This is a genomic window from Psychrobacillus sp. NPDC096426, from assembly GCF_044762745.1.
Taxonomy (GTDB): Bacteria; Bacillota; Bacilli; order Bacillales_A; family Planococcaceae; genus Psychrobacillus.
This window is the reverse complement of sequence record NZ_JBIWEX010000002.1, coordinates 156,165-182,371: the sequence shown is the minus strand read 5'-3', so window position 1 is coordinate 182,371 and position 26,207 is coordinate 156,165. Positions and strand designations below refer to the sequence as shown.

The window sequence follows — 26,207 nt, the reverse complement described above, 5'->3', positions numbered from 1 at the left end:
AATGATTTTCGCTACAGGGCGGACGCTTTCCGCGGGGTGAGCGATGAACCTTCACCGACGCTTGCGCGTGCGCTGTGAAGTTTCATCTGTCTCACTTCATCCCGCTGGAGTCGCCGCCCTTCCGCTCCAATCCACTTAAATTGCTGGCTAGTCAGAGTCACAGTTTTAACTTCAATCTTATGTAGTATCTTAAAAAAATCCAATAAGTGGTTGAACGAGATATAACATGCTGTGAACGCGACAAACTACCTTCCGAACACGACAAAACACATCTCGAAAGCGACAAACAGGTCTAGCGGAGATGCTCTATTCAATGTAACTATTAATTAGCGGAAATCATTGCGGTCACCTAATAGAGCTTTTTAATGCGCATTCTTACTATATTACGGAAACTATCCATTAATAATGTTAGTATTTTATGATTAATAACGCGCAGACCAAAATCGTTATTGCACATTTTTAATAGGTTAATATTAAAATAGGTAGACTTTCCAATATGATACATATATAATTATATTATTCAGAAAATAATCAATTTTTTAAAAGGTGTGACTGGTTAGAAAGGAGAATTACATGATTTCTTTTGAGAAAGTAAACAAGTTTTATGGAGATTTTCATGTTCTAAAAGATATTAATCTTACTATTCAAAATGGAGAGGTTGTCGTGGTAATTGGGCCATCTGGTTCTGGAAAGAGTACGTTATTAAGATGTATCAACGGACTTGAAACAACTACAGATGGAATCCTAAAAGTGAATAATATTCAAGTAAATGAAAAGAAAACGGATATTAATAAACTTCGACGAAATATTGGAATGGTATTTCAACATTTCAATTTATATCCTCACAAAACGGTCCTAGAAAATATTACGCTTGCCCCAATAAATGTGCTAAAACAATCAGCAGAAGAAGCCAAAAAAACCGCAATGTATTATTTAGAAAAAGTAGGGATTCCTGATAAAGCTTCTTCGTTCCCTTCTCAATTATCGGGAGGTCAACAGCAACGTGTTGCGATAGCAAGGGGACTTGCGATGAAACCTGAAATTATGCTTTTTGATGAGCCGACATCTGCGCTTGACCCAGAAATGGTGGGAGAAGTATTAGATGTAATGAAAGCGCTCGCAAAAGAGGGGATGACAATGGTCGTCGTGACGCATGAAATGGGATTCGCAAAAGAAGTAGGCGACCGAATTGTATTTATGGATCAAGGGAAAATTTTAGAAGAGGAAATGCCGGTAGAGTTTTTCGAAAACCCGAAGGAAGAGCGGGCGAAAGTATTTCTCAGCCGTATTTTAAATCACTAAACAAATAAAGGGGATGTATGAATGTTTAAGACAAAAAAGTTTTTTAAATTTGCAGTATTAGCACTTATGTCAGTATTTTTTTTAGCAGCTTGTGGTACTGATGATGAGGGTAGCAAGGGTGCAACTAGTGGAGATTCAACCGGTGGAGATAGTGACAAAATTGTTTTCGGTGTAAAATTTGATACAAAATTATTTGGTTTAAAAAACCCAACTTCAGGTGAAGTAGAAGGGTTCGATATCGATATTGCAAAGCTATTGGCAAAAGAAATTCTTGGCGATGAAAATAAGGCTGAATTTGTAGAAGTAACATCCAAAACAAGAATTCCATTATTGAACAAAGGCGACATTGATGCAATTATCGCAACGATGACAATAACAGAAGATCGTAAAAAAGAAGTAGACTTTACTGAAGTTTATTTTGAAGCAGGTCAATCTCTTCTTGTAAAAAAAGGAAGTCCAGTACAAAGTATTGATGATTTAACAAAAGATACAACGGTACTTGCAGTAAAAGGATCTACATCTACGGATAATATCCGTGCAGCTGCTCCAAATGCTCCAGTTTTAGAATTTGAAAACTATGCAGAGGCATTTACTGCACTAAAAGCTGGAAAAGGTGAGGCTTTAACAACAGACAACTCTATTCTTATGGGAATGGCTTCTGAAGACGATTCTTTCGAATTAGTTGGAGGAACATTTACAGATGAGCCATACGGAATTGCTGTTAAAAAAGGAAATACAGAGTTATTAGATAAGCTTAACAAGGCGCTTAAAACAATCCATTCAAATGGCGAGTTTGATAAAGTATACGATAAATGGTTCGAAGGATTCTAAATTACGATTGACTTTATTGGTTTCTAAATGTTTTTATTCAGGATGAGCACTATTGTTCATCCTGATTATGTTAAGTGAGGTGAGAGAGATGTTGGATTTCTCTATATTAGTCAATTATTTCGATATGTTTTTCGAAGGATTAAAAATTACGATTATTGCCAGTTTAATTGCTCTAGTTGCAAGTTTCATCGTAGGTGCAATTATTGCTGTTATGAGAATTACACCAATAGCACCGCTACGATGGTTTGGTACCGCATATGTAGAGTTCTTCCGTAATATTCCGCTAGTTGTTATTGCTTTTTTCTTTTATATTGGTACTCCTGTTCTCGGGCTTAAACTTTCGGGACTAATAGCAGGGACTATAGCACTCTCTATTTATACTTCTGCGTTTATTGCAGAGGCAATCCGCTCTGGTATTTTATCAGTTCCTAAAGGGCAAATGGAGGCTGGAAGATCGTCAGGTTTAAACTATATTCAAACGATGAGAATAATCATATTACCTCAAGCTGTTAAAATTGTCATTCCTCCAATTGGTAACCAGTTTATCAACTTAGTAAAAAACTCATCTATATTAGCGCTTATAGCTGGTAAGGATCTTATGTATTTTGCAGATCTTATCTCAGCTAAGACATATGTAGTATTTGATGTATACATATTTGTAGCTCTATTTTATCTATTGCTTACAATTCCATTAAGTACTGGTGTAGGATACCTTGAAAAACGTCTTGCAAGAAGCCAATAAGGAGGTGTCATAATGGATTTTTTAGGTGCATTTTCTACCGATAATTTACTATTTCTATTAGAAGGATTTTATGTAACGCTAAAAGTAGCGTTAATTTCCATTGTTCTTAGCTTTATCATAGGGGGATTAGTTGGTACATTACGATTTGCTAAGATTCCTGTCCTGTCAAAAGTATTAGTAGTATTGGTCGAAGGAATTCGAAACTTACCACTTTTATTAATCATACTGTTCGTTTATTTCGCACTACCAGAGATAGGTATTAATATGAGTATTACTGCTTCTGCCATTATGGCATTAACTGTGTTTGAATCAGCTATGCTTGCGGAAATTGTTCGCGGTGGACTAAACTCAATTCCAAAAGGACAAATGGAAGCGGCTCGTTCGTCTGGTTTATCTTACGTGCAAGCGTTAAGACTGATTATTTTGCCGCAAGCTCTTCGAAGAATGGTACCGAATCTTGTTAGTCAATTTATATCGCTACTCAAAGATACATCGCTTGCAGTTGTTATTGCACTCCCAGAGCTACTGCATAATGCCAAAATCATTCAAGCCCAACAACAGAGCTATGTGATTCCGATTTTCATTTTAATCGCACTTATGTACTTCGTTGTTAACTACGCACTATCTTTAATAGCGAAAAGATTAGAGTTAAAAAATGTATAAAATATCTTCTAAAGCTAGAAAAGTAGAGGGGAACTTCAACAGTTCCCACACTCTGCTTTTTTCTTTGTGTGAAGCCATTACAAATTCTTAACTAGCGCTGGACTCATAGTATATGGTAAGATTCTTCTTATGAAAAAATGAACAGGTAAAGAAGGAATTAGAAAATGGCAGTGAGTAAGAAGAAAGATCTGGGGGCCAAGTTAAGTCTATTTCATTTAACTTGGCCCATTTTTTTAGAAGTATTTTTATTTATGTTAATGGGGATTGCCGATACATTCATGCTAAGTAGCCTATCCGATGATGCGGTGTCTGGGGTTGGGGCAGCCAATCAGTACATTCATATTGCGATATTAATATTAGAAGTAGTAGGTAATGGGGCAGCAATCGTTGTTTCTCAGTATTTAGGTTCCAAGCGATTTATCGAAGCCTCGAAAATTTCTGGCTTGGCGGTAACGTTAAATTTAGGTGTTGGGATTGTTTTAAGTGTAGGGTTTATACTATTTTCTAAAAGTATGATGACGGCCATGAACTTACAAGGAGACGTACTTGTTCATGCACATCAATACTTATCCATTGTCGGAGGAGCCATTTTCCTTCAGGCAGTGATTAATGCATTAGCAGCAGTTATTCGAGTACATGGTTATACGAAGCAGACGATGCTAGTATCACTAGGGATGAATATTATTCATGTAGTTGGAAACTATTTGTTGATCTTTGGGAAATTCGGTTTTCCTGAATTAGGTGTGCAAGGGGCCGCTATTTCTTCTGTCCTAAGTAGATTGATTGCATTACTTGTTTTTTTCTGGTTGTTGTATCAAGTAATGGAATACCGTGTGAAAGTACAGTATTACTTCACAATATCCAAAGAGTACATTAGTAAGATTTTACAAATAGGACTACCATCTGCTTTTGAACAGATTTTGTATCAAGGATGCCAAATTGTATTCCTTTATTATGTAACATATTTAGGAGCAGAGTCCTTAGCAGCGAGGCAATATGCGGTGAATATATCGATGTTTACTTATTTGTTTGCGATAGCAATTGGAATGGGGACCGCGATTATTGTCGGAAGACTTGTGGGAGCGAATGAAAAAGACGAGGCATATAAGTCCGTATGGACAAGTGTGAAATGGGCATTATTGTTCACGCTAGTAATGGTTGCAATTGTTATGATATTCCGAGTTCCACTGATGAGTTTGTTTACGAATAACGAACATGTTATTCAAATCGGTGCATCTGTATTGATCTTGAGTATTTTACTAGAGACTGGTCGTACGATGAATATTGTTATTATTAATTCATTGCGAGCGGCTGGGGACGCAAAATTTCCAGTTGCGATGGGCGCATTGTCCATGGTCATGATGAGTTTACCATTAGGTTACTTTTTAGTTTTTGTCTTAGATTTAGGTCTTCCAGGTATTTGGTTAGCGATAACTGCAGATGAATGGACAAGAGCGATCATTATGTATTTTAGATGGAAAAGCAGAAAATGGGAGAAGTTTGCCCTCGTACGCCCTGTTGAAAACAAAGAAAGACCAAGTGAAAGCTAAGCATGCTTTCCTTGGTCTTTTCGTTTTTTAAAGTTACATAGTTGCGCAAGTCTCTAGGTTTAAATTTTTTAATTGTTCAACCGCATTTTTCAGCGTTTCAACATCTTGTACAAGTGCCATTCGTACGAAGCCAGCGCCTTCTGATCCGAATACCGTACCAGGCACTGTAACGACACCAGTTTGACGAATGACTTCAAAGGCAAATTCTTTATCATCCATATCGTACGGATATTTAGCCCATACGAACATGCCACCATTAGAAGGTGCTACGGTCCAACCTAAATCTATTATGCCTTGCATTAACACTTTATGTCGCTCTGCAAATAGTTTGCGTAGACGATCCGTAATTTCCTCTGCATTATTCAATGCCGTAATTCCTGCTTCTTGGATGGGACCGAAAATACCAAAGTCTAGATTAGATTTTAATTGCTTCATAATACTAATCATTTCCGCATTTCCGACGAGATATGCAATACGTGTACCAGCTAAGCTGAAGCTTTTAGATAATGAATTAATCTCCATACCAACTTCCATTGCTCCAGGTGTAGTTAAGAAACTACTTGGTGCATTACCAGAAAAATAGAATTCAGAATATGCAGCATCATGCAAAATAATCACATTGTATTTCTTTGCAAAAGCTACTACTTTTTCAAAGAAAGCTTCATTAGGCATTGCTGGAACAGGGTTCCCTGGAAGATTCAATATCAATAGTTTCGCATTGTATGCGATATCCTCTGGGATTGCATCTAAATCTGGTAAATAGCCATTCTCTTCAGTTAGGTTCATATAATAAGGAACAGCACCTGCAAGCTTAATACCAGCGTCATACGCAACATATCCAGGGTTGGTTGTGAGCACAATGTCCCCTTCGTTGCAAAATGCTATCGGAAGATGAACAAGTCCTTCTTGGGAACCCATTGTCTGTAAAATTTCCGTTTGTGGATCTAAATTAACGTTAACACGTCGTTTATAATAATTCGCCACCGCTTCGTTAAAACGTTTTGTTCCACTAAGCATGTAGCCATATGAATGTTCAGAGAAACTTTGTTCAGATAGAACTTTTCTAACTTTTTCATCAGGAGGTAAGTCCGGACTACCTAAACTTAAATCATACACTTTATAACCAGCTGCTTGTTTTGCTGCTGCGGCTGCTTTTAAATCACCGAAAATGGCAGGTTCAAATATGGACATTTTTCTAGATGGTTCTATATTCAATTAAAAGCACTCCTCGCATATGTAAATAATTTTATCTTTCATTCTATCACAAGTTATGTTCGGGTTGTGAAAAAATGAATATCGTGCACTGGATATGTAGACCAATTTGTGACTAATAAATAAAAAACTACTAGCACTCTCAAGTGAGAGAACTAGTAGCTTTTGTTGTTGGCTAATTCTATGAAAAGATGTTCATTGTTATATTAATTACGCGTCTTACTTAGTAATGTTAAATAAGTGATCCGCCTTTTTCCATGTACTTAAGAATACCTTCAGCCGCACGGTAAGATAATGCGCCTACTGTACCTGTTGGGTTGTATCCAGCGTTTTGTGGGAAAGAAGATGCCCTTACAACAAACAGATTTTCTACATCCCACATTTGGGAGTAGTTGTTTACTGCTGATGTTTCAGGATCTGCACCCATTTCTTTTAGGATAGCTTCACATTTATTAGCTAAGAACTTCGTTAATTGACGTCTTGTTCTTCGGATTCGAGTCCGAGTCTATTAAATGTTGTATTTCCACACATGCTTATACAAGCGTGCCTCCACCTTTACTATATTTGATGATTCCTTCAGATGCACGGTAAGCAAGTGCTCCTAAAGTATGAGTCGCATTGTAACCACTTTGGTGAGCATACGCTGATCCACCAACAACGAAAACATTTTCCGCTTCCCACATTTGTAGGTAAGAATTGACAGCAGATGTTTCAGGATCTGCTCCCATGATAACACCACCTGTATTATGTGTTGCTTGATATCTTGTTATATCATAATGATCAGTTGGAGTATGATCAGAGACATGTGTTGCTCCCATTTCTAACATGATTTCCTTCGTTTTATCGTTCAGGAATTTACCACGTTTACGGTCCGATTCCGAGAAGTCAAACGTCATGCGAACAAGTGGATTACCGTGTATATCTTTATATGTTGGGTCTAAATCCAAATAGTTATTGACATTAGGCATAATTGCGCCATACGTGTGAACGTTTACGTGGCGGTTATAGTATTTTAACGATTGTTGTTTAAATTCTTTACCCCATCTTGGTGTACCTGGTGGAACTTGGTTGTTATCAATTGGTCTTTTCGCATTTTGGCTCATGATGATCGATCCACCATGTATAAAATCAAAATCTGAATGGTCAAAGTTATCGGCATTAAAGTTATCTAATGTTGCACCGAGTCCACCAGAACCAATTGCAGTGTTGAACTTACGATCATCAAAGAACCCGTCTGTTCCTACGATGATTTGGTAACAGTAGTTCTTACCAATTGTACCTTTTTGTGTTTTAGGATCATATGGAGTACCAAGTTTTGAATTGAGTAACAAACGATTATTATTAAATGTATAACTTGTTATTGCAACAATATCTGCAGGTTGTTCAAATCTCTCACCTGTACGTGTATCGACATAAATAACCCCTGTTGCTTTTCCATCTTTATGTAAAACTTCGATAACCTCAGAATATGGGCGAAGTTCAAAATTACCAGTTTTCAATGCTGTTGGGATAACCGTAACGTTTGGACTTGCTTTTGCACCGTATTCACAACCGAAACGCTCACAGAATCCGTTCATTTGACATTGAGCTAAATGCTGACCATCCGGATTTTCATAAGGTCGTGAGTTGTTAGCAGCTGGCATAGTGAAAGGATCCAGTCCCATTTTTTTCGTTGTTTCTTTAAATAAATCAAGCTCAGGACCATGTTTCAATGCCGGATTTGGGAATGGTTCTGAACGATGTCCACGAAGAGGTGTCTCGTCAGCAGAAATACCAGCCATTTTATCAAACATTGTATAATATGGTTCCATTTCGTCGTAAGTAATTCCCCAGTCTTGAACGAGAAGTCCTTCCGCGATTTTACCTTCGCCATATCTTTCAATCGTTTTTGATCTAATTTCAAAGTCATATGGGTTGTAACGGTCAGTCATTCCGTTCCAATGTGTACCTGCTCCTCCAACGCCATTTCCTAACATGAAAGAACCATATTGACGCATTGGTAATGCACGCTGACCACTATTATTTCTAAATGTTAACGTTTCTCTCGTTAGATCTTGCATCAATTCCCCGCGTATTGCATAGCGCAGTTCATCATGTTTCGCACCAAAGTTTTCCGTTCCACGATTTCCACCACGTTCTAATCCAACAACTTTTAAACCTGCTTTACTGGCCTCAGCAGCTATAATTCCGCCTGTCCAGCCAACACCTACCGTTACAACATCTGTTTTAGGTAGTTTCGTTACCATAATGAATAACCTCTTTCCCCGCTGTTCATGTTTTATGTGATTTTTTCATACAGCTTTATTTTTGTATATATTTTTTAGCTTTGTCTGTCATGAAGACTTACTGGTGGAATTTCAATGAATTTTTGAGATGCTACTTGGTCAGCTGAATAACTCATTTGAACCCCAGGATACTCTTTCATCTTCCAACCTTGCATATCTTTGTTTCCACCATAAAGTGGATCTGAATACGCACCTTCCATTGTCGCCTTGAGTAAAATTTCAAAGAAGAAACTTGATTTAATACCAGGTATGTTTACTTGATCATTTTCAAGAGCTGTTATGACCTCATCCTGCTGTTCACCTTCTAATTTTACAAAACTCTCATTAAATGTCTCTTGACTATAACTCTCAATTGCCACTAGTCCTAAGTCAAAAATTTGATGATACTTTAATTGTGTTTGATAACCTTGAACTTTCTCACCCTCGAAAAATGGTCCCATTCTATAATCTTTCGCATTGATTCCCCACTTACCTGCTAATTGGTGATCAATATAATAAGGAACTCCTAAACCAATCGCACCTGGCCCATTTTCATCTTCTGGAAAAATTCGCTCTGTTATCTGTCCAAGCAATATGAAGTCCGCTCGTTTCTGGAAATACTCTAAAGCGTGATCATATTGCTGTGCTTCATACTGCTGTCCTTCTACTTGTCCTTGGGTTACAACTTCAGAAGAATCTTTTCCTAAAAGTGATCCAAGTGCACCGCCTAGAACAACCCCACCAACTGTTAATCCTGAATTTTTAATAAACGTACGTCTAGAAGAACGTTTATCTAAAAGCGGATTATTTTTTTCCTGCTCTGTCATAATAAAACCTCCAATTAAAATAAATAAAATATCGATTCCGAGAATTTTACTAGGTAAATATTCGTTTTTAATGGAAAAGAGTTTGCCAATTATAAATTACTGAAAATACAGCAGTACAAACTAACAAAGTAGAAATAAAATAAGTGTATTTTTTTTCTGTCCAACAAAGAACGATAATAGCTAGACCAATACCTGCTCCTAATAATGCAAACCATGGAAATGTGTTATTTTGGAAAAAAAGAAATAGAGCAAAATCTGCGACTATAAATAACGCAAAAAAAACTTGGTTTAACATTTTTAGTTCTTCTAAATTATATTGAGACACACGGAATCTCCTTTCCTAGTACTCTAATTAAAAAAACTATTAACTAGAATGTATTATTTAAAAACAGTGATTCAAAACAACCATATTTATTCTACTACAAATCTTCCGACTTTGGTCACATTTTCGTTGAATTTATAAAGTGTTATAATTCCGAAAATTTTCACCCTAGTAATTTATCTATGATGTATGTATTTACAAATAGTGACGAAGGAGTATAATGTTTAATTGATACAAGATCACCAAAATTTTTTTTGAAAAACATCTATTGTGACAAGCCACTTGATCTATATATAGTTATTGGGAGGTAACACCATGCCAAATATCGGTATACCAGGTTTAATCATTATTTTAGTCATTGCTTTAATCGTTTTCGGGCCGAAAAAACTACCTCAATTAGGTAGAGCGGTTGGACAAACGTTAAAAGAATTCAAAAACTCAACTAAAGATATCGTGGACGATGTAGCAGAAGAGTTTAAATTAGAGGACAAAGAAACTGAAGCTAAAAAGAAAATTTAATACGAAAAGCCAACTATTTTTGGAAAATAGTTGGCTTTTTTGAGTTCAATAATCGGATGGTTTTTTTCAATTATTTCATTCCCACAAAACCTAAATTATCATATCATTTTACTTGAAATGATGAAGGAATAGTCGGCTGTGCTCCCAATTGGGTAACAGCGTATCCAGCAACTTTTGACGCATATAGAATGCTCTCTCGTAAAGAGTTTTCATGACATAAAGCTACAGCTAACGCGCCATTAAATGCATCGCCGGCTCCGGTTGTATCTTTTACGTCCACAGGTCTTGCTTTGACTTTCCCATGTTCCTGACTATTCATGTAGTAGGACCCCTTTGCACCCAAAGTAACTACTACTGCTCCTACACCTTTTTGAAGTAGTGAAGAGCACGCCTGAAACAGATCCTCTTCGGTTTCCGTTTTCAAACCAGTAAGTATCGCTAATTCGGTTTCATTAGGTGTTAGAATGGAAACTTTTTTTAGTAAAGAATCACTTATCGGTTGAGCGGGTGCTGGATTTAAAATAATTTGTACACCGTTTTGTGTAGCAATATTTGCAGCAGTTTCGACTGCTGCCATTGGAATCTCTAATTGTAAAAGAAGGGCATCGCTGGATGCAATTGTTTCTGTATTTGCTTCTATTTGATCGGTTGTGACAAGAAAGTTTGCACCTGGAAAAAGAATGATCGAGTTTTCACCTGAATCTGCTAATTGGATAATGGCTTGTCCTGTTACGCCAACACTTGGTACTGCGTCAGTATTTACCCCTTTGTCTTGCAAATTTTGTTTTACCTTTTTCCCAAAATCATCTGCTCCAACATTACCAATGAAGTGAACACTTGCACCTAATTGACTTGCAGTTACCGCTTGGTTTGCTCCTTTACCGCCGAAAAACAACTCATGTTTTGTGCTGTGTATCGTTTCTCCCGCTTTTACAATATGCGGAACCAAATATACAAGGTCCATATTGGTGCTTCCTACGACTGTGATGTTCATGTATTGTTCTTTTCCTTTCATTGACTACATTGTTCTAAAATCCACTTGTTGCCAAAAATTTAAAGACTCATTTTTTTAACGGCATCAAAAAGTTGTTCTACAAACTTTTCTCTGTTAATCGTATGCAATACTCTTACATTATGTGGAAGACCAGTTTGTTGTGCATAATCTACAACAGTAGTTCCAGCTGTGAGTTTTCCTTCTAATTCAACTGCAACGTAACAGTCATCCCCTTCAAACAGCTCAGGGGTTAATACATAGGACACTGCACACAAATCATGTAAGTGTATCTGGCTTTCAAAACCAGGTGCGTGAAATGCAGTTTGCTTAGCTGAATGTATGTAAAAGCGAAGCATTTGACCAACTTTGGAAGCAAAGTCTGAGCCAATTGCTTCAATTTCATTTATCTCTTCTAATGTAACGTATGCTTTATGCGTAACATCTAGCCCGCTCATGACAATAGGAATGCCTGAACGGAATACGATATCTGCTGCGTGTGGATCTACATATACGTTAAATTCTGCCGTAGGTGACATATTTCCTCCAACAGCAGCTCCACCCATATAGGAGATATATTTAATTTTTGGCTTTACTTCTGGATGCGCTAAAAGAAGAGCACCAACGTTTGTCAAAGGGCCGGTTGCAATAAGTACTATTTGCTCATCGCTGGTTAATAGTGTTTCTTTCATCGCTTCAATTGCTGTACGATTGCTCGATTGAAGTGTTGGAGCGGGAAATAGGACATTGCCAAGTCCATTATCACCATGTACTTTATCCGCAATTTCAAGTTTGCGGAAAAACGGCTTATCTAGACCTCTAGCAATTTCGATATCTTTTTTCATGTAACTCGTAAAAGTGAGTGCATTGTGGATTGTTTTTTCTTGCGTTTGGTTGCCTGGCTCCGTTGTGATTAGTTGGATATTTAATTCCGGATGGGCAAAAGCAAGTGTTAATGCCATTACGTCATCTATTCCTGGATCACAATCGATAATTACTGGTATGGTCATCTATCTACACCTCATGTTATTTTATTTACTACACTGCATATATTTTCTACTACACGTTATTGTATACAATATTATTTGTCAAATGAATTTCTAAGCTAAAATAAAGCAGTAGATAGTACAAGAAAAATAATTATGGTATGATAAACTTAGTAACTGGTACTAATAATAGGTATAGTATATTAGCATAATAAAATGGAGGTTCATATGAAAGATTTAATTCAATTAAAAGATAAGAATATCGTAGTTATGGGCGTTGCAAACGAACGTAGTATTGCATGGGGGGTAGCGAAATCTTTATTTGATGTTGGGGCAAATGTTATTTTCACGTATCGTAAAGAACGTTCTTTAGGAAAAATTGAGAAAGCATTAACGGACAATAACTTAGAAGCAAGGTTAGTCGTGGAATGTGATGTCAATAGCGATGAAAGCATAAAAGCGGCATTTGAAAAAATCGGAAGTGAAGTAGGGGTAATTCATGGTGTAGTGCATTCTGTAGCGTTTGCACATGCCGAGGACTTGAAAAATGATTTCCTTCAAACAACTAGAGATGGTTATGCATTTGCACAAGATACAAGTGCATACTCACTAATTGCTGCAGCTCGTGAAGCAGCACCGTTTATGACAGAAGGCGGCTCTATTGTGACAATGACATATTTAGGAGCAGAGCGCGTATTAGAAGGCTACAACGTAATGGGAATTGCTAAAGCATCATTAGAAGCATCTGTTAAATATTTGGCGCTAGATTTAGGGAAACAGAACATTCGTGTGAATGCAGTTTCAGCGGGAGCAGTACGAACATTAGCGGCAAAAGGAGTATCTTCTTTTAACACAATTTTGCACAAAATCGAAGAAACTTCCCCATTAAAACGAAATGTAACTGCGGAAGAAGTAGGCGATATGACTGTTGGTCTTTTAGGGAACTTATCTAGAGGGGTAACAGGAGAGGTCGTTTACGTGGATTCTGGTTATAATATTATGGGGTAATTAATAAAAATTAGAGCTATCTATGAGAAATTTTTCTCGCAGATAGCTTTTTAAATTGTAAATACTTTTTCATTATGTTTATTCCTCAAAAAACATCACGGAATTTTTATCTGCTTCCAGTGCAAACTGTGCTAACTTTTTTATCGTCATATCATCCATTGGCGGATTGTGTAACCCTGCTCGAACATCTCGATAGTAGCGCTGTAATGGATTTGTTCGTTGCAAACTTTTCGCTCCTACTAAGCGCATTGCTTTATCGACGATTGTTATAGCTGAATTGGTTACAACATGCTTCGCAACCGATACTTCGTTAGATAGTACATCCCTAGAAGCTTCATTGTCATAAGCAGATGCAGCGCCGTAAATGACAAAGCGCGCTTTTGTAAGCTCTAGATCAATTTCTCCTATTAACTGTTGAACATTAGGCAATTGTGCGATTGGTCCATTCAAACTATTTGGAGAATGTGTATTAGCAAAGTGAATGGCATAATCTCGTGCAGCTTGTGCAACACCTAAATAAGTAGCGGGTATATGGAGTAACCATCCGTTCACTTTTCCGCCGCTTACTAACTCAGGAATCTCCACTAGATCAGTTTCATGTACGACCACATTTGTAAGCACTAAATCATTACTACTAGTTCCACGCATCGAAACAACATCCCACGTTTCTTCTATGGAAACTCCTTCTGTATCACGGTGAATTAGAAAAAATCCAACTTTTTCTTTTTCTTCAATCCATGCAGAGGTTAAAAAGTAAGTGAGTATAGGAGAAGCAGTTGTGAATATTTTTCGTCCGTTTAGTACCCAACTATCGCCATTTTTAACGGCAGTTGTTCCTGGACGTCCCCCGCGTGTTGGACTTCCGGTCTGTGCTTCACTTACAGAACGGTTTACGAGTGCGCCATTCACAATTTCCTTTGAAAAGAAATCTAATTTTTCTTTTGTCCACAGCTTTTTCTCAAAAAGGTCACCGACTACACCTAAGCTCCAACCAACCGACAATGCAGTATTTGCATCATAGCTTGCTAATGTCTCTTGTAAAAGCACCATATCATAAACGGAAAGCCCTTCGCCGCCATAATCTTTTGGTAATGTAGTACTCGTATAACCGATTTTCACTAAATCTTCTACATTTTCTTTCGGAAAGATGGAAAGCTCATCGATTTCAGCAGATTTACTTTTAAATTTTTCTTCTAATTGAGCCAAATTATCGAGCCATCCTTGTTGATTTTCGTTTTTAATGAATAAATTGAACACAAGTATTCGTCTCCTTTAAATTTAAAAGTATATTGGAATAGTAGGATTTAAAGCAAAATAAAAAAGATTTAAAGGTTATTGTTGGAATTATTTTACTACTCTAGCGTAGTGAGGTCAATCATAGACCTATAAAATTTATAGGATTAAATTATTTGCGAAAAGTTTTTTCATAGAAAAATAGGGTATTGAAAGTAATGGAAAGCATAAACGATGGAGGAGGAACAAGTTTGGATAATAAAGTGAATGAAAACAGTAAAGATGAACAATTAGAACAGTTTCGTGTGAATGATCAAGACAAAGCAATGACTACGAACCAAGGACTGAAGGTTTCAGAGGATGAATTCTCTTTAAAAAATGGTGAACGAGGTCCTACTCTCTTAGAAGATTTTCATTTCCGTGAGAAAATGACGCATTTTGACCATGAACGAATTCCTGAGCGGATTGTACATGCTAGGGGATATGGTGCTCACGGAGAATTTGAATTATATGAATCCATGCATGCCTATACAAAAGCGAAATTTTTGCAAACACCGGGAATGAAGACACCTGTTTTTGTAAGGTTTTCAACAGTTGCAGGTTCACGTGGGTCAGGTGAACTAGCACGTGATGCACGAGGATTCGCCACAAAGTTTTATACAGAAGAAGGTAACTATGACTTAGTAGGAAATAATATTCCTGTTTTTTTCATACAAGATGGCATTAAGTTTCCAGATTTAGTCCATTCGTTTAAACCAGAACCGCATAATGAAATTCCACAAGCAGCAACCGCACATGATACGTTTTGGGACTTCGTAGCTAACAATCAAGAAACTGCTCATATGGTCATGTGGACGATGTCAGATCGAGCAATCCCTAGAAGTTTTCGAATGATGGAAGGGTTTGGTGTCCATACTTTCCGATTCGTCAATGACCAAGGCATTTCCCATTTTGTAAAGTTTCATTGGAAGCCTGTTTTAGGAGTACATTCCGTCGTTTGGGATGAAGCGCAAAAAATAAACGGTAAAAACCCCGATTTCCATAGACAGGATTTGTACGATGCAATAGATAGTGGGAATTATCCTGAATTCGAATTAGGCGTGCAAATAATTGGGGAAAAAGATGAATTTAAATTTGACTTTGATATTTTAGATCCTACGAAACTATGGCCGGAGGAAGAAGTACCAGTAAAAATTATCGGAAAAATGACCTTGAATCGCAATGTGGATAATGTTTTTGCTGAAACGGAACAAGTGGCATTCCATCCTGGAAATGTAGTACCGGGTATTGATTTTACAAATGATCCGCTACTACAAGGAAGATTATTCTCGTATACAGATACTCAACTAATACGACTCGGAGGGCCAAATTTCCACGAGCTTCCGATCAACAGACCGGTTTGTCCTTTTCATAACAATCAGCGAGATGGATACGGTAGACAAACGATAAATGTTGGACAAGTTAGCTATCATAAAAACTCACTTGCAGGTAATACACCATCTCCGGTTAGTGAGAATGAGGGTGGATACGCACATTATCAGGAAAAAGTAGATGGTCACAAAGTTCGTGCTCGAAGCGAAAGTTTTAAAGATCATTTCTCCCAAGCAACGATGTTCTGGAATAGTATGAGCGATCCGGAAAAGCTTCATATCGTAAATGCATTCAGTTTCGAACTTGGGATGTGTAAAGAAAAGACCGTTCGAGAGCAAGTTGTAGAAATGCTTGTAAATGTGGATGTAGACTTGGCAAGTCAAGTTGCAAAAAATTTAGGATTGACTGTACAAGCGACTACTCTTCCTAGCTATAGCAAGTCCTCTCCAGCGTTAAGTCAATTGAATTCAGTTAAGAAACCAGATACCCGCAAAATTGCTGTACTAGTTTCAGAAGGGTTTGCTGGAGAATTAATGGCTATTTTAGAAGAGTTAAAAGCGAAGGGTACGCTGATAGAGACAGTAAGTGATCATCAAGGGATTATTAAAGGAGCAGATGGATCTTTATTGGAAGCCGACCATACTTTCTCCACTACAGATTCCGTATTATTTGATGCAGTGTATGTAGCAAGTCCACAAGGTACAACACCGACGTACCAAAAAGAAGCCGCATATTTTGTGAAAGAAGCATATGCTCATTTCAAGCCTATTGCTGCCACGTTTTATGGGGAACAATTGCTCGATGAACTCGGTTTGAAAGGACAGGCAGGCGTAATAACAGAAGAGACGGAAAATAGTTTTGTCGAAGGTTTCATCAATGCAATTGCTGAACATCGCTTTTGGAATCGAACTGTATAAAATAAATAGAAAGGCATGCCTAAACGCAATGGGCATGCCTTTCTATTTATTTATTTTTTAGCGAGCCGTGGCCATATAAAGTAAGAAATAGATATGACAAAGTCAATACCAAGAAGCAGTCCCCAAATTTTTAATGTACCCCATAAAACTTCTGATCTGGAAGGGTCATCGATGAAATAAATTAAAAGGAGAAGCAGCCCCCCGCCAATGATATATGCGAGTAGATGTTGAAAGGTTCCTTTTAACGAATGTCGTGCATATGCCATACCTGTTTTACGAACAGGTTTTGTACCTTCTTTTTGTACATAGTATCGAAAATTTTCATCCGCCCAGCGAATCATGCTTTTACCGAAGGCAATCGAAGAACCAAGATAAACAGCTGCAATAGCATGCGCTAGTGTTGCGGTTGCTCCGTTATACAGATCAATAGCTGTTATTGCAAGTAAAATTAGATCGATAACTGGAGTTAACGCAAGAAAGAACAAACCGAGACGTTCTTTTTTAAATATATATCTAGTCACGAGACCTAGTAAAATAACAACCCAAAATCCAATTTCACAAGCAATGATCGTCCATGCAATGAAATTCAATAGAACACCTCTTTTTGGTAAAATATAATTTAATTATAGGACAGTCTATACTGTTATGGTATTTAAAAATTAATTCAGGCGGACGCTTTCCGCGGGCTTGGCTTCAGCTTCTTAGTCGATTCGCTGAGAGCATCTTCTACTCCACTCAATGTAATTAGAACTCGATATGAATATTTGGATTTTTAGTTACAATAAGCAATTTTGAAATCAACTCATTTAGAAATATTTATCGTATAATAATTGATAATGCAATAAATCCAAGTTGCCGTAGTTAAAATAAGGGGCAGGAGGTGAACATATTGTGATTAATAGTAAAGCCGTACTTATCCCTATGTTTATATTATTAATAACACTTATACGCCAAGTTGTAATTAATTGGGGAGAAAATACAAGTGCCTTTGTGTTTTATTTATTTGGTGTAGTTTTTTTGGCAATAGTTTTAATATATTCATTACTTGTCTCAAAAAAGAAGAAAAATTTTAGTGATGGGTACTCGAAAAATTAGCAAGATATTCGATTCTTTTGTCGAATACGCTTATCATAATTACAACAATCATTACTTTAGTAGGTCTGGTTTTATATATCTATGATTTTGCCAATCAGAATTAATGTATGTGTTGACTATTTCGAATTTATTGCATATACTAAAAAAAATTTATAAATCGTAAGCAAGCGAAGAAAAGGACATGAATCATCCTCAGTTTCTTATTAGAGAACAGGGTCACTGGCTGAAAGCCCTGAAGAAAAAAGAATGATTTACCACCTTGGAGCTATTATGGGGAAATCGATGTAAGTATCCATAATCGGGAAAACCGTTATCTATTATGAGCGCGACACCATTTTTTTGTGTCGCAAAATTAGGGTGGAACCACGACCACACTCGTCCCTTTATTGGGATGAGTGTGGTCTTTTTGTATAGAAATTTAATAATTCAAGCGAGGATAAGGATATGAATCATTACCATTTTCTTATTAGAGAACAGGGTCATTGGCTGAGAGCCCTGAAGAAAAACGAATGATTTACCACCTTGGAGCTATTGTGGGGAAAGCAAACTATGCGATTATCCACAATCGGGAGAACCGTTATCTAGTATGAGCGCAATTCATTTCTTTGTGTTGCAAAATTAGGGTGGAACCACGACCACACTCGTCCCTTTACCGGGATGGGTGTGGTCTTTTTCAATTTCATTAAGCGGGGAAGGCAAGCCCCGCTGAATAAAATTGAGGCCTCCGGCGGATGCCAAAGATTTTTTAATGGAATATATCGAGCAAGCTCGATAAAAATCTAGGCACAAATACGCCAAGGCGAATTTGATTTTCAAAAATAGGAGGAATATAACATGTCAATTAAAGCAGAAGAAAGAGTAAGTCATCAGAAGTTAGGTCAACAATTAGAACTATTTATGTCAAGTGACGAAGCACCTGGAATGCCGTTCTATTTACCAAAGGGTATGGTGTTACGAAATATACTTGAAAACCTTTGGAGAATTAAGCATCAAAGAGCGGGGTATCAGGAAATTAAAACTCCTATAATGATGAAGCAAGAGCTTTGGGAGCAGTCAGGCCACTGGGATCATTATCATGAAAATATGTATTTTGCTAATGTGGATGAACAAAAGTATGCTATTAAACCGATGAGTTGTCCGGGAGCAGTGCTCATCTTCAACAGTAAAAAAAGGAGTTACAGAGAGCTTCCAATTCGTTACGCGGAGCTTGGTTTAGTACACCGTCATGAGTTGTCTGGTTCGTTAAATGGTCTTTTACGAGTTCGAGCATTTACACAAGATGATGCACATCTGTTCGTACGGGAAGATCAAATAGAAAACGAAATCGATAAAGTGCTCGATTTAGTAGATGAGTTTTACTCGGAATTTGGTTTTAGTTATAAAATTGAGCTTTCTACTCGGCCTGAAGATTTCATGGGATCAGTGGAAGCGTGGGATCAAGCTGAACATGCGCTTGAATCTGTGTTAAAGAAAAAACAAGTAGCATATCAAGTAAATGAAGGAGACGGGGCATTCTACGGTCCGAAAATCGATTTTCATATTTTAGATTCTCTTGGCCGGAGCTGGCAATGTGGAACAGTGCAACTCGATTTTCAGATGCCAGAAAAATTTAATTGCGGGTATATCGATGAGGACAATCAACTACGCCAACCGATAATGATTCATCGCGCGATTTATGGTTCTATCGAGCGCTTCATGGCTATTCTTCTAGAGCATTTTCAAGGAAGCTTTCCACTTTGGTTAGCACCTGTTCAAGTGAAGATTCTACCAATATCAGACGCACATGTTTCGTATGCAGAAGATGTGAAGCAGCAACTTGAAAAAGAAGGCTATCGTGTAGAAATCGATGACCGTGTGGAAAAAGTTGGTTTTAAAATTCGAGAAGCAGCATTGCAAAAGTATCCGGTTATGCTCATTGTGGGAGATCAAGAAATAGAGAAGAATGTTGTGTCTGTTAGAAAGCATAAACTAGGAAATGCAGGTGAAATGAACTTGGATGAATTGATTGGTCATCTAAAAAGCGAACGATAAATTTAAAAGGAATCTCCTCCTACAAAGGATTTTTGATTATGCTTCACGAATAAACTGGTAGGAGGGGTTTTATGGATATATTTAATAATTTTCCGCATTTAGAAACAGAACGTTTTCTATTGCGACCAATAGAAGTTGGCGATGCGAACGAAGTATTCCAATACTTTTCACAAGATGAAGTGACAAAGTATTACGATTTGGATACTTTTACGGATATTAATGAGGCGATTCGTTTAATAGAAAACTGGCAAAAACGATTTGCAAATAACGAGGGCATTCGCTGGGGAATTTCAACGAAGGATGACAATAAAATAATCGGCAGCTGTGGTTATCATAATTGGGAAAAAGAGCATTTCAAAGCAGAAGTAGGATTTGAAGTAACACCAGGGTATTGGCAACAAGGAGTCATGACGGAAGTATTAAAGTATGTATTGCAATACGGCTTTGAGAAAATGGGACTCTTCCGAATTGAAGCCCTTTATGATCCTGAAAATACAGCTTCTCAAAAGACGCTTGAAAAAGCTGGATTTATATACGAAGGTATATTGCGGAAATCATCCTTTGAAAAAGGAAGGTTTTGTGACGCAGCTATATGTTCTATTTTGAGGGAAGAGGCATCAATTTTTTAATAAAAAGTTTTTCACAAAGGAGTAAGTGATGGAAATAAAATTATTAACACCGAACGATGCAAGTGCATACTGGGAATTAAGGTTAGAAGCATTGCAACAAAGTCCGGAAGCATTTGGAACAAGTTACGAAGAAGCAATACAAAGAACAAATCCAATCGAACGAGTAGAAAGTAATTTACGAACGGAAGGCAACTACACTTTCGGAGCATTCCATCAGGATAAGCTCGTTGGAATGGTTACGTTATTCCAAGAAAGCTATCTAAAAATGAAGCATCGGGCAAATATTTTTGCCATGTATGTAAGTCCGCAAGTACGTGGATTAGGCGCAGGAAAAGCATTACTTATGGAAGCAATTAATAAAGCAAGAACGATAGAAGAAATTGAAAAGGTTAATTTGTCTGTCGTATCTACTAATGAAAAAGCAAGAAATCTATATACTCAACTAGGATTTAAAGTTTTTGGTGTAGAAGAAAAGGCGTTAAAAGTGGCTGATACATATTACGATGAAGATCATATGACACTTATTTTATAAAAAAAGGGTTTGCTTGAATCATGTCGAAGTAGTCTTGAATAAGAGGAGGTAGAAAATCATAGAATCAGAAAAGTTAGTTGATAGCCCAGTAGAAAAGCATGCCATTTATCATTCTCCTATTCGGTCTATATTCGATAAATTCTCTCGTACGAAGGATGCTTCATTGGTTTATGGAGAGCCGATTGACCTTGATAGTAAACGAGTACTTCCAGTTGCTAAAGTAAACTATTATGTTGGCGGTGGCGGAGGATATTCGGATATGAGTGAAAAGGAACCCGTTGCTCAAGGTGAAGGTGGAGGTGGTTATTTTTCTGTTAAACCAGTAGGAGTTTTTGAAATCACGCCTGAAAAAGTTAAGTTTAAACCTATTATTAATATGTATTTCATTTTAACGATTCTTAGTGTGGTTACGCTTGGACTTGGCTTTTTATTGAAAAGAAATCGGAAATTTAAATAATATGGAGAAAATCCGCTAAAGGAGTGCCTTAGCGGATTTTTTTTTATCGCTCGGCGTCACTTTCTAAATTATATGAACGTTATTGACTCTATATGTCACGACGTGATACAGTAGAGCTGCGACATAGTGAATAGTTAGAGTGGACGTGATCCAATTGAAAATTGATAAAGTTATTAAATCCTATATCCCAATGACAGAAACAGCATTTTATATATTGTTGTCGCTTACTGTGCCACGCCACGGCTATGGCATTATTAAGCATGTGGAAGAGTTAACAAAAGGTCGAATTATTCTCGGATCCGGAACAATTTACGGAACGTTGAAGAAAATGCAAAGAGATGAGATTGTTACGGTTTTCTCAGATGAAAAAAGAAAAACAATCTACGAAGTTTCACATATTGGGAAAGAATTAATGAGATATGAAATAAGCAGATTGAAAGAATTGCATGTAAATGCCTTAAGTTATGAGGAGGAGTTCGATGATTAAAAAATGGAGACCTTTTTGGAGTTATGATTTAGAAAAGACAGAACGTTGGTTGTCATCGTATGCATTAGAAGGAAAAAAACTAGTCGATATCAATTTACTTTCAAGGAAGTTTATATTTGAAGAAGCAGAAAGTAAAGAAGTGGAATATCAAATAATATATGATACATCAAAAAATGAGTTGCCGGGGAGGCTAAAAGACTCCGGTTGGGAAAATTCATTGTCCCATGGGAAGTGGAAATTCGTCGAAAATAGTAATAATACGATTCAGGCGTATCCATCTCGTGATGGTGTTTTGAAAAGGAATAGAATCCATTCCGTTGTGTTGTCATGTATTGCTTTATTGTATGGATTTCAGTTAATCCCATTTGTTATAGCGATGCTGTCCCTTTTATTCTTTCCGGAAGAATCCACCTTCGTACCAAGTCCGTTATGGTCTATTACAATTCTTTACTTCCTGCAAGTAATTGCTGTTATTGTTCTAGCGATATATATGACACAAAAATTACGAGCGTTCGATCATAAGTTTTTTAGTGCATCTGTTGACACGGTATCATCTGTTGGAAATACATTTTCTAAATGGAGATTTGGTTGGATGTATGCACCAGATTTATTGGAAAATTGGCTTTCGGACATGGCCATGCAAGGGAATCATCTCGTTCGTGTGAGTAAAATGGGTCCAAAATTCGTTTTTGAGAAAAGCACACCGAAGCTTATCTCGTATGTTTATGACTATCAATTGAAGGCTTCTCCAAATTATTTTGATATCCATAAAAGTGCAGGCTGGCAGTTAAAGTTCACCTCATCATCTTGGTATACGAAGTATTCTATATGGCAGAAAGAGTATGAAATCGGTGAAGAGATGCCGCGGTTTACGTATGATTCTACTGAGAAGAAAGGGCAAGTTCGAAAAGTAATGTTAATGAATGCTAGTATAGCTGGTTATTTATTAGTGATTTTATCTTTTGCTTTGTGGATTAATCTTTCGACTTATCACATATATGAACGAAATACTTTTGAACAAATTCTTTTGGGATTACTAATTATTAGTCCACTTGTACCTATCTTCCTTATTTTTGGAACTGTCCGGTATGCTTTTCGTATGCGGAAGGCTTAATATGCAGAGAATCCGCTAAAGAACTATGCCTTAGCGGATTTTCTTTTTTTTTATTATTCGAATACAAGTCAATAGAAGAAGTGCTGTAATAGCACCAGTAGTATCAAGCATCACATCTTGAACAGAAGCTGTGCGTCCACTTGTGAATGATTGATGTAGTTCATCGGCTACTGCAAATAGCATCGTGAGGAAAATAGCAGTAAGTATACGATAGTTAAAATTAGGTAAAGCAGCGTAAATAGCGAGTGCTATTATTCCAAAATAAAAGAAATGCGTACCTTTGCGAATCAAAAACTCTACAAATGGATAGTATCCCCGTTCTTCAACCGAAACTAAAATGCCCCAATATGGAATTTGAAATATAGATAAAAAAGACTCCAAAGGTTTATTTGGCAGCCACTTTTCAAGGGTTGGTAAGAGTGATTGCTGTTCAGCTGTTTGAGCGGATGAAATGAATACAACAATAAGTAAAAAGAGTATAGGGATAATTTTTTTCATAACAAAACAGTAACATAAAAACAGGAAGTTTTCATATTTCTGTACTTATAAGATATAGTGTTTATAGGGAAAAAATGGATTAATGTAATGGAATTATTTATGTTCTAAGGACAAGTGCCAAACAAATAAATCGGATAATATCCCCGAACAAAACAAAACCCGATGAGCAACCTGGATTGCTTTTCGGGTTCTTTTCTTATTTAATTGGAATCCAAATCTCCGAATAATAATCAGCATTTTTTGGGTTTTCATTGGAATACACTTCTAACTCAGGAGTTCCTGCTGGGACATACGGATTAGAAGGGAACCATTCCGAATAAATTTGTTTCCATGTGTCTTGCATTGCATGTGGCATCGGACCGTGAACTTCAAATATAACCCATTTCGAAGAGGGTATCTCCAATGTCGAAAAATTTTCCGGAACATCTCCTTCATGTGCAGAAGCGATCCAGTAGTCCATTAAGCCACTATCTTTCTGACTTTCATCAACCACACAAACTCCTAGAACACCTTCAATTTCGCCATTGTTTAATTGGAAAAGCAAATCATCCGTACCATCAGTGTTCACTTCATCCCAAAATAGCGGGATACCTTCCAGATTTTCACCTGTTTTACAGTTATATGTTCTTTTCACTCCAACAACTTGAAAACTTTCTTTTTCCACAATCTTATACTTCATTGGTTCGGCTCCTTTCAAGCTCACCTGGATGACCAGGCGATTGTATGATTGTAAATTACCTAATTTCTTTCGTGCATCACTCGGTGTCACGCCATGCTGCTTTCGAAAGGCCTTCGTAAAAGCTTCGGGAGTGTCATAGCCATATTTATAGGAAAGGTCCAAAATTTTGTTTTCAGTATTTATTAATTCCAGTGCCGCTAAAGTTAATCTTCTGCGGCGAATATAATCCGCTATGGATATGTCGGTTAAAAGGCTAAACGTTCGTTGAAAATGAAATGCCGACGCGTTTGCTTCTTTTGCAATTCGTTCCACCGCCAAATCATCTAGTAGATGTTCTTCTATATAATTGATTGCTCTTTGAATCGACTCAACCCAACCTATGACCCTCACTCCTTGCATCTATCATAAACAATACAAATTTTTAAAACCTGTCATTTTGTGCTCACCTTGGACTGTTTTTCACTCGGTTAAGAGAAGTTCCGCAATCACTTTGGGGCGAACGTCTAATGTAGAAAGATCATTGAGATCAATCCATATAGGTTCATAAATCCCACGCTGAACGGAAGTATGCGAGTACTCTTCTCCAGTGCCTGTACCAAATTTCCCACCAATAATATCAGCTAGGAAAAAGTGCTGCCTTCCGTTATAATCTAATACTTTCAGTAGGCGGTGAATACGTACATGCACCCCTAGTTCTTCATGCGTTTCCCGGATTGCTGCTTCCTCTGGTGTTTCACCTTCCTCAATCCCACCACCTGGAAATACATAATAGGTTACATGTGGCTTCGTTCGTTTGATCAATGCAACCCGGCCGTTTTCAATAATGACAGTTGCTCCTCTGTTTCTTATATAAATACACCTTCCAATCTTCTGGTTAGTAGACAGAACATTCTAACTCATACTAGTATTATTATATATCAAATTAAAGGATGAGAGTTAATATGGAGATAATCGAAATTCAACAAAGACGAGAACTATTTAAAGAAGCAGTGAAAGTATTCTGGGAACAATGGGACAGTGAGAGTAACTTTAAATTTTATGAAGATTGTATGGCTCATTCTGGGAAAACACCTGATTCTCTTCCTAGTTTTTATGTTGCAATAGAAAATAATAAAATTATCGGTACTTATGCATTACTTCGAAATGATATTAATAGTCGCCAAGATTTGTTTCCATGGTTAGCATGCTTATACGTAGATCCAGCGTATAGAGGCCACTCTATAGGTGAACAACTTTTAGAACATGGACTACAAATAACTGCGCAGCTAGGGCATGGAAAACTATATTTATCCAGCGATTTAGAAGGATACTACGAGAAATATGGGTGGACAAACTCTACTATAACTTATGGACCTTTTGGAGGGTTCATCAAAGTGTATGAAAAAGCGGTCCACAAGGGAGGAAGTTTAGAATGATTAACGTATTATTTGTTTGTCTTGGAAATATTTGTCGTTCTCCTATGGCGGAGGCTGTGTTTAGAAATTTAGTAGAGGAAGAGAAGTTAAACGATAATCCAAGTGGACTCTGCTGCAACGAGTGATTGGCATATCGGTGATCCACCTCACCGAGGGACAATTTCTAAGCTTAAGGAATATAATATTTCAACGAAAGGAATGGCTGGACGTCAATTGCACAAAGAGGACTTCGAGAAATTTGATTACATTATTGGTATGGATCAAAGTAGTGTAACCAATATTCGAGAGATGCTAGGACAGTCAGATCATCCGAAAGTTATGCGTTTCTTAGATTTAACCTATCATCAAAAAGATGTGCCGGATCCTTATTATACAGGAGATTTTCAAGAAACGTATGATCTTGTGTTAGAAGGTTGTCAGGCACTTTTAGCTAAAATGGTAGCGGAATACAAAGAGTTGTCCAGATGATAGATTTTTATCATTAATGAACAAGAATGCATGTTAAAAGAAATCAAAAATGCGGTGATAAGGA

Annotated in this window: 27 protein-coding genes, 2 pseudogenes and 2 other annotated features; of the genes and pseudogenes, 17 read left to right on the top strand and 12 right to left on the bottom strand. The window is 37.2% G+C overall.

Annotation, left to right across the window (positions count from 1 at the left end; genetic code table 11):
- The first annotated feature begins 573 nt into the window (after positions 1-573).
- The 5 genes from ACIQYS_RS02955 to ACIQYS_RS02935 all read left to right on the top strand — a co-directional run bounded on the left by ACIQYS_RS02955 (position 574) and on the right by ACIQYS_RS02935 (position 5,088).
- The gene (locus ACIQYS_RS02955) at positions 574-1,302 is read left to right on the top strand and encodes an amino acid ABC transporter ATP-binding protein (protein ID WP_402974644.1); all 729 of its coding nucleotides are present in this window, start codon (positions 574-576) and stop codon (positions 1,300-1,302) included.
- Between the two features lie 21 nt (positions 1,303-1,323).
- Positions 1,324-2,133: a transporter substrate-binding domain-containing protein gene (locus ACIQYS_RS02950; RefSeq protein WP_402974641.1), complete on the top strand. Its 810-nt coding sequence runs from the start codon at positions 1,324-1,326 to the stop codon at positions 2,131-2,133.
- A gap of 88 nt (positions 2,134-2,221) precedes the next feature.
- Complete coding sequence (locus tag ACIQYS_RS02945) at positions 2,222-2,875, top strand: amino acid ABC transporter permease (RefSeq protein WP_402974877.1); 654 nt, start codon at positions 2,222-2,224, stop codon at positions 2,873-2,875.
- Between the two features lie 12 nt (positions 2,876-2,887).
- A complete protein-coding gene (locus ACIQYS_RS02940) occupies positions 2,888-3,538 on the top strand; it encodes an amino acid ABC transporter permease (protein ID WP_402974639.1) in 651 nt (216 codons plus the stop codon).
- Between the two features lie 164 nt (positions 3,539-3,702).
- Positions 3,703-5,088, top strand: coding sequence for an MATE family efflux transporter (locus ACIQYS_RS02935; protein ID WP_402974636.1), 1,386 nt, complete (start codon positions 3,703-3,705; stop codon positions 5,086-5,088).
- A 33-nt stretch (positions 5,089-5,121) separates the two neighbouring features.
- On the opposite strand, the gene ACIQYS_RS02930 is transcribed toward ACIQYS_RS02935, so the two are convergent.
- From ACIQYS_RS02930 to ACIQYS_RS02910, 5 genes and pseudogenes are all read right to left on the bottom strand, one after another.
- Positions 5,122-6,303 (bottom strand): aminotransferase class I/II-fold pyridoxal phosphate-dependent enzyme, encoded by a 1,182-nt coding sequence (locus tag ACIQYS_RS02930; RefSeq protein ID WP_402974633.1) that lies wholly within the window; start codon positions 6,301-6,303, stop codon positions 5,122-5,124.
- 229 nt (positions 6,304-6,532) lie between these two features.
- A pseudogene (locus ACIQYS_RS02925) lies at positions 6,533-6,778 on the bottom strand (GMC oxidoreductase); the annotation flags it as partial.
- A 55-nt stretch (positions 6,779-6,833) separates the two neighbouring features.
- On the bottom strand, positions 6,834-8,546 hold the full coding sequence (locus ACIQYS_RS02920) for a GMC family oxidoreductase (RefSeq protein WP_402974628.1): 1,713 nt from the start codon (positions 8,544-8,546) through the stop codon (positions 6,834-6,836).
- 74 nt (positions 8,547-8,620) lie between these two features.
- Positions 8,621-9,391 carry a gluconate 2-dehydrogenase subunit 3 family protein gene (locus ACIQYS_RS02915; protein WP_402974625.1) on the bottom strand — a complete coding sequence of 257 codons (771 nt, stop codon included), beginning with the start codon at positions 9,389-9,391 and terminating at the stop codon, positions 8,621-8,623.
- Between the two features lie 67 nt (positions 9,392-9,458).
- Positions 9,459-9,716 carry a hypothetical protein gene (locus tag ACIQYS_RS02910; protein ID WP_402974622.1) on the bottom strand — a complete coding sequence of 86 codons (258 nt, stop codon included), beginning with the start codon at positions 9,714-9,716 and terminating at the stop codon, positions 9,459-9,461.
- Positions 9,717-10,028: 312 nt separating this feature from the next.
- Here ACIQYS_RS02910 and tatA point away from each other — a divergent pair, with 312 nt between their 5' ends.
- Positions 10,029-10,232: a twin-arginine translocase TatA/TatE family subunit gene (gene tatA / locus ACIQYS_RS02905; protein ID WP_402974619.1), complete on the top strand. Its 204-nt coding sequence runs from the start codon at positions 10,029-10,031 to the stop codon at positions 10,230-10,232.
- A gap of 103 nt (positions 10,233-10,335) precedes the next feature.
- Here the strand turns inward: tatA and rbsK are convergent, their stop codons facing one another.
- Both rbsK and ACIQYS_RS02895 read right to left on the bottom strand, forming a co-directional pair.
- Complete coding sequence (gene rbsK / locus ACIQYS_RS02900; protein WP_402974616.1) at positions 10,336-11,226, bottom strand: ribokinase; 891 nt, start codon at positions 11,224-11,226, stop codon at positions 10,336-10,338.
- Between the two features lie 59 nt (positions 11,227-11,285).
- Positions 11,286-12,233 carry a nucleoside hydrolase gene (locus ACIQYS_RS02895; protein WP_402974613.1) on the bottom strand — a complete coding sequence of 316 codons (948 nt, stop codon included), beginning with the start codon at positions 12,231-12,233 and terminating at the stop codon, positions 11,286-11,288.
- A gap of 204 nt (positions 12,234-12,437) precedes the next feature.
- On the opposite strand from ACIQYS_RS02895, the gene fabI reads away from it, so the two are divergent.
- The gene (gene fabI / locus ACIQYS_RS02890; RefSeq protein ID WP_402974610.1) at positions 12,438-13,217 is read left to right on the top strand and encodes an enoyl-ACP reductase FabI; all 780 of its coding nucleotides are present in this window, start codon (positions 12,438-12,440) and stop codon (positions 13,215-13,217) included.
- A 78-nt stretch (positions 13,218-13,295) separates the two neighbouring features.
- Here the strand turns inward: fabI and ACIQYS_RS02885 are convergent, their stop codons facing one another.
- Positions 13,296-14,474, bottom strand: coding sequence for an acyl-CoA dehydrogenase family protein (locus ACIQYS_RS02885; protein WP_402974607.1), 1,179 nt, complete (start codon positions 14,472-14,474; stop codon positions 13,296-13,298).
- A gap of 194 nt (positions 14,475-14,668) precedes the next feature.
- Here ACIQYS_RS02885 and ACIQYS_RS02880 point away from each other — a divergent pair, with 194 nt between their 5' ends.
- Positions 14,669-16,738 (top strand): catalase, encoded by a 2,070-nt coding sequence (locus ACIQYS_RS02880; protein WP_402974604.1) that lies wholly within the window; start codon positions 14,669-14,671, stop codon positions 16,736-16,738.
- Between the two features lie 50 nt (positions 16,739-16,788).
- Here the strand turns inward: ACIQYS_RS02880 and ACIQYS_RS02875 are convergent, their stop codons facing one another.
- Positions 16,789-17,328 carry a hypothetical protein gene (locus tag ACIQYS_RS02875; protein WP_402974601.1) on the bottom strand — a complete coding sequence of 180 codons (540 nt, stop codon included), beginning with the start codon at positions 17,326-17,328 and terminating at the stop codon, positions 16,789-16,791.
- A gap of 301 nt (positions 17,329-17,629) precedes the next feature.
- Here ACIQYS_RS02875 and ACIQYS_RS02870 point away from each other — a divergent pair, with 301 nt between their 5' ends.
- The 7 genes from ACIQYS_RS02870 (at position 17,630) to ACIQYS_RS02840 (ending at position 23,083) form a co-directional block, all read left to right on the top strand.
- Positions 17,630-17,833: a hypothetical protein gene (locus ACIQYS_RS02870; RefSeq protein ID WP_402974598.1), complete on the top strand. Its 204-nt coding sequence runs from the start codon at positions 17,630-17,632 to the stop codon at positions 17,831-17,833.
- 161 nt (positions 17,834-17,994) lie between these two features.
- Positions 17,995-18,219 (top strand) — a binding site (T-box leader).
- A gap of 38 nt (positions 18,220-18,257) precedes the next feature.
- Positions 18,258-18,485 (top strand) — a binding site (T-box leader).
- Positions 18,486-18,667: 182 nt separating this feature from the next.
- Positions 18,668-19,864, top strand: coding sequence for a threonine--tRNA ligase (gene thrS / locus ACIQYS_RS02865; RefSeq protein ID WP_402974596.1), 1,197 nt, complete (start codon positions 18,668-18,670; stop codon positions 19,862-19,864).
- Positions 19,865-19,935: 71 nt separating this feature from the next.
- A complete protein-coding gene (locus ACIQYS_RS02860; protein WP_402974593.1) occupies positions 19,936-20,493 on the top strand; it encodes a GNAT family N-acetyltransferase in 558 nt (185 codons plus the stop codon).
- A gap of 28 nt (positions 20,494-20,521) precedes the next feature.
- Complete coding sequence (locus ACIQYS_RS02855) at positions 20,522-21,025, top strand: GNAT family N-acetyltransferase (protein WP_402974590.1); 504 nt, start codon at positions 20,522-20,524, stop codon at positions 21,023-21,025.
- Between the two features lie 163 nt (positions 21,026-21,188).
- On the top strand, positions 21,189-21,482 hold the full coding sequence (locus tag ACIQYS_RS02850; protein ID WP_402974587.1) for a spore germination protein GerW family protein: 294 nt from the start codon (positions 21,189-21,191) through the stop codon (positions 21,480-21,482).
- Positions 21,483-21,636: 154 nt separating this feature from the next.
- On the top strand, positions 21,637-21,969 hold the full coding sequence (locus ACIQYS_RS02845) for a PadR family transcriptional regulator (protein ID WP_402974584.1): 333 nt from the start codon (positions 21,637-21,639) through the stop codon (positions 21,967-21,969).
- Positions 21,962-23,083 (top strand): DUF2812 domain-containing protein, encoded by a 1,122-nt coding sequence (locus ACIQYS_RS02840; RefSeq protein WP_402974581.1) that lies wholly within the window; start codon positions 21,962-21,964, stop codon positions 23,081-23,083. The genes ACIQYS_RS02845 and ACIQYS_RS02840 overlap by 8 nt, the downstream gene beginning before the upstream one ends.
- 30 nt (positions 23,084-23,113) lie before the next feature.
- On the opposite strand, the gene ACIQYS_RS02835 is transcribed toward ACIQYS_RS02840, so the two are convergent.
- The 3 genes from ACIQYS_RS02835 to ACIQYS_RS02825 all read right to left on the bottom strand — a co-directional run bounded on the left by ACIQYS_RS02835 (position 23,114) and on the right by ACIQYS_RS02825 (position 25,109).
- On the bottom strand, positions 23,114-23,581 hold the full coding sequence (locus ACIQYS_RS02835; protein ID WP_402974578.1) for a VanZ family protein: 468 nt from the start codon (positions 23,579-23,581) through the stop codon (positions 23,114-23,116).
- Between the two features lie 196 nt (positions 23,582-23,777).
- Positions 23,778-24,641 (bottom strand): AraC family transcriptional regulator, encoded by an 864-nt coding sequence (locus ACIQYS_RS02830; protein ID WP_402974875.1) that lies wholly within the window; start codon positions 24,639-24,641, stop codon positions 23,778-23,780.
- A gap of 78 nt (positions 24,642-24,719) precedes the next feature.
- Positions 24,720-25,109: an NUDIX hydrolase gene (locus tag ACIQYS_RS02825; RefSeq protein WP_402974872.1), complete on the bottom strand. Its 390-nt coding sequence runs from the start codon at positions 25,107-25,109 to the stop codon at positions 24,720-24,722.
- 92 nt (positions 25,110-25,201) lie between these two features.
- Here ACIQYS_RS02825 and ACIQYS_RS02820 point away from each other — a divergent pair, with 92 nt between their 5' ends.
- The gene (locus ACIQYS_RS02820) at positions 25,202-25,675 is read left to right on the top strand and encodes a GNAT family N-acetyltransferase (protein ID WP_402974575.1); all 474 of its coding nucleotides are present in this window, start codon (positions 25,202-25,204) and stop codon (positions 25,673-25,675) included.
- A pseudogene (locus tag ACIQYS_RS02815) lies at positions 25,672-26,143 on the top strand (low molecular weight protein-tyrosine-phosphatase). The gene ACIQYS_RS02820 and the pseudogene ACIQYS_RS02815 overlap by 4 nt, the downstream one beginning before the upstream one ends.
- Positions 26,144-26,207 lie beyond the last annotated feature (64 nt).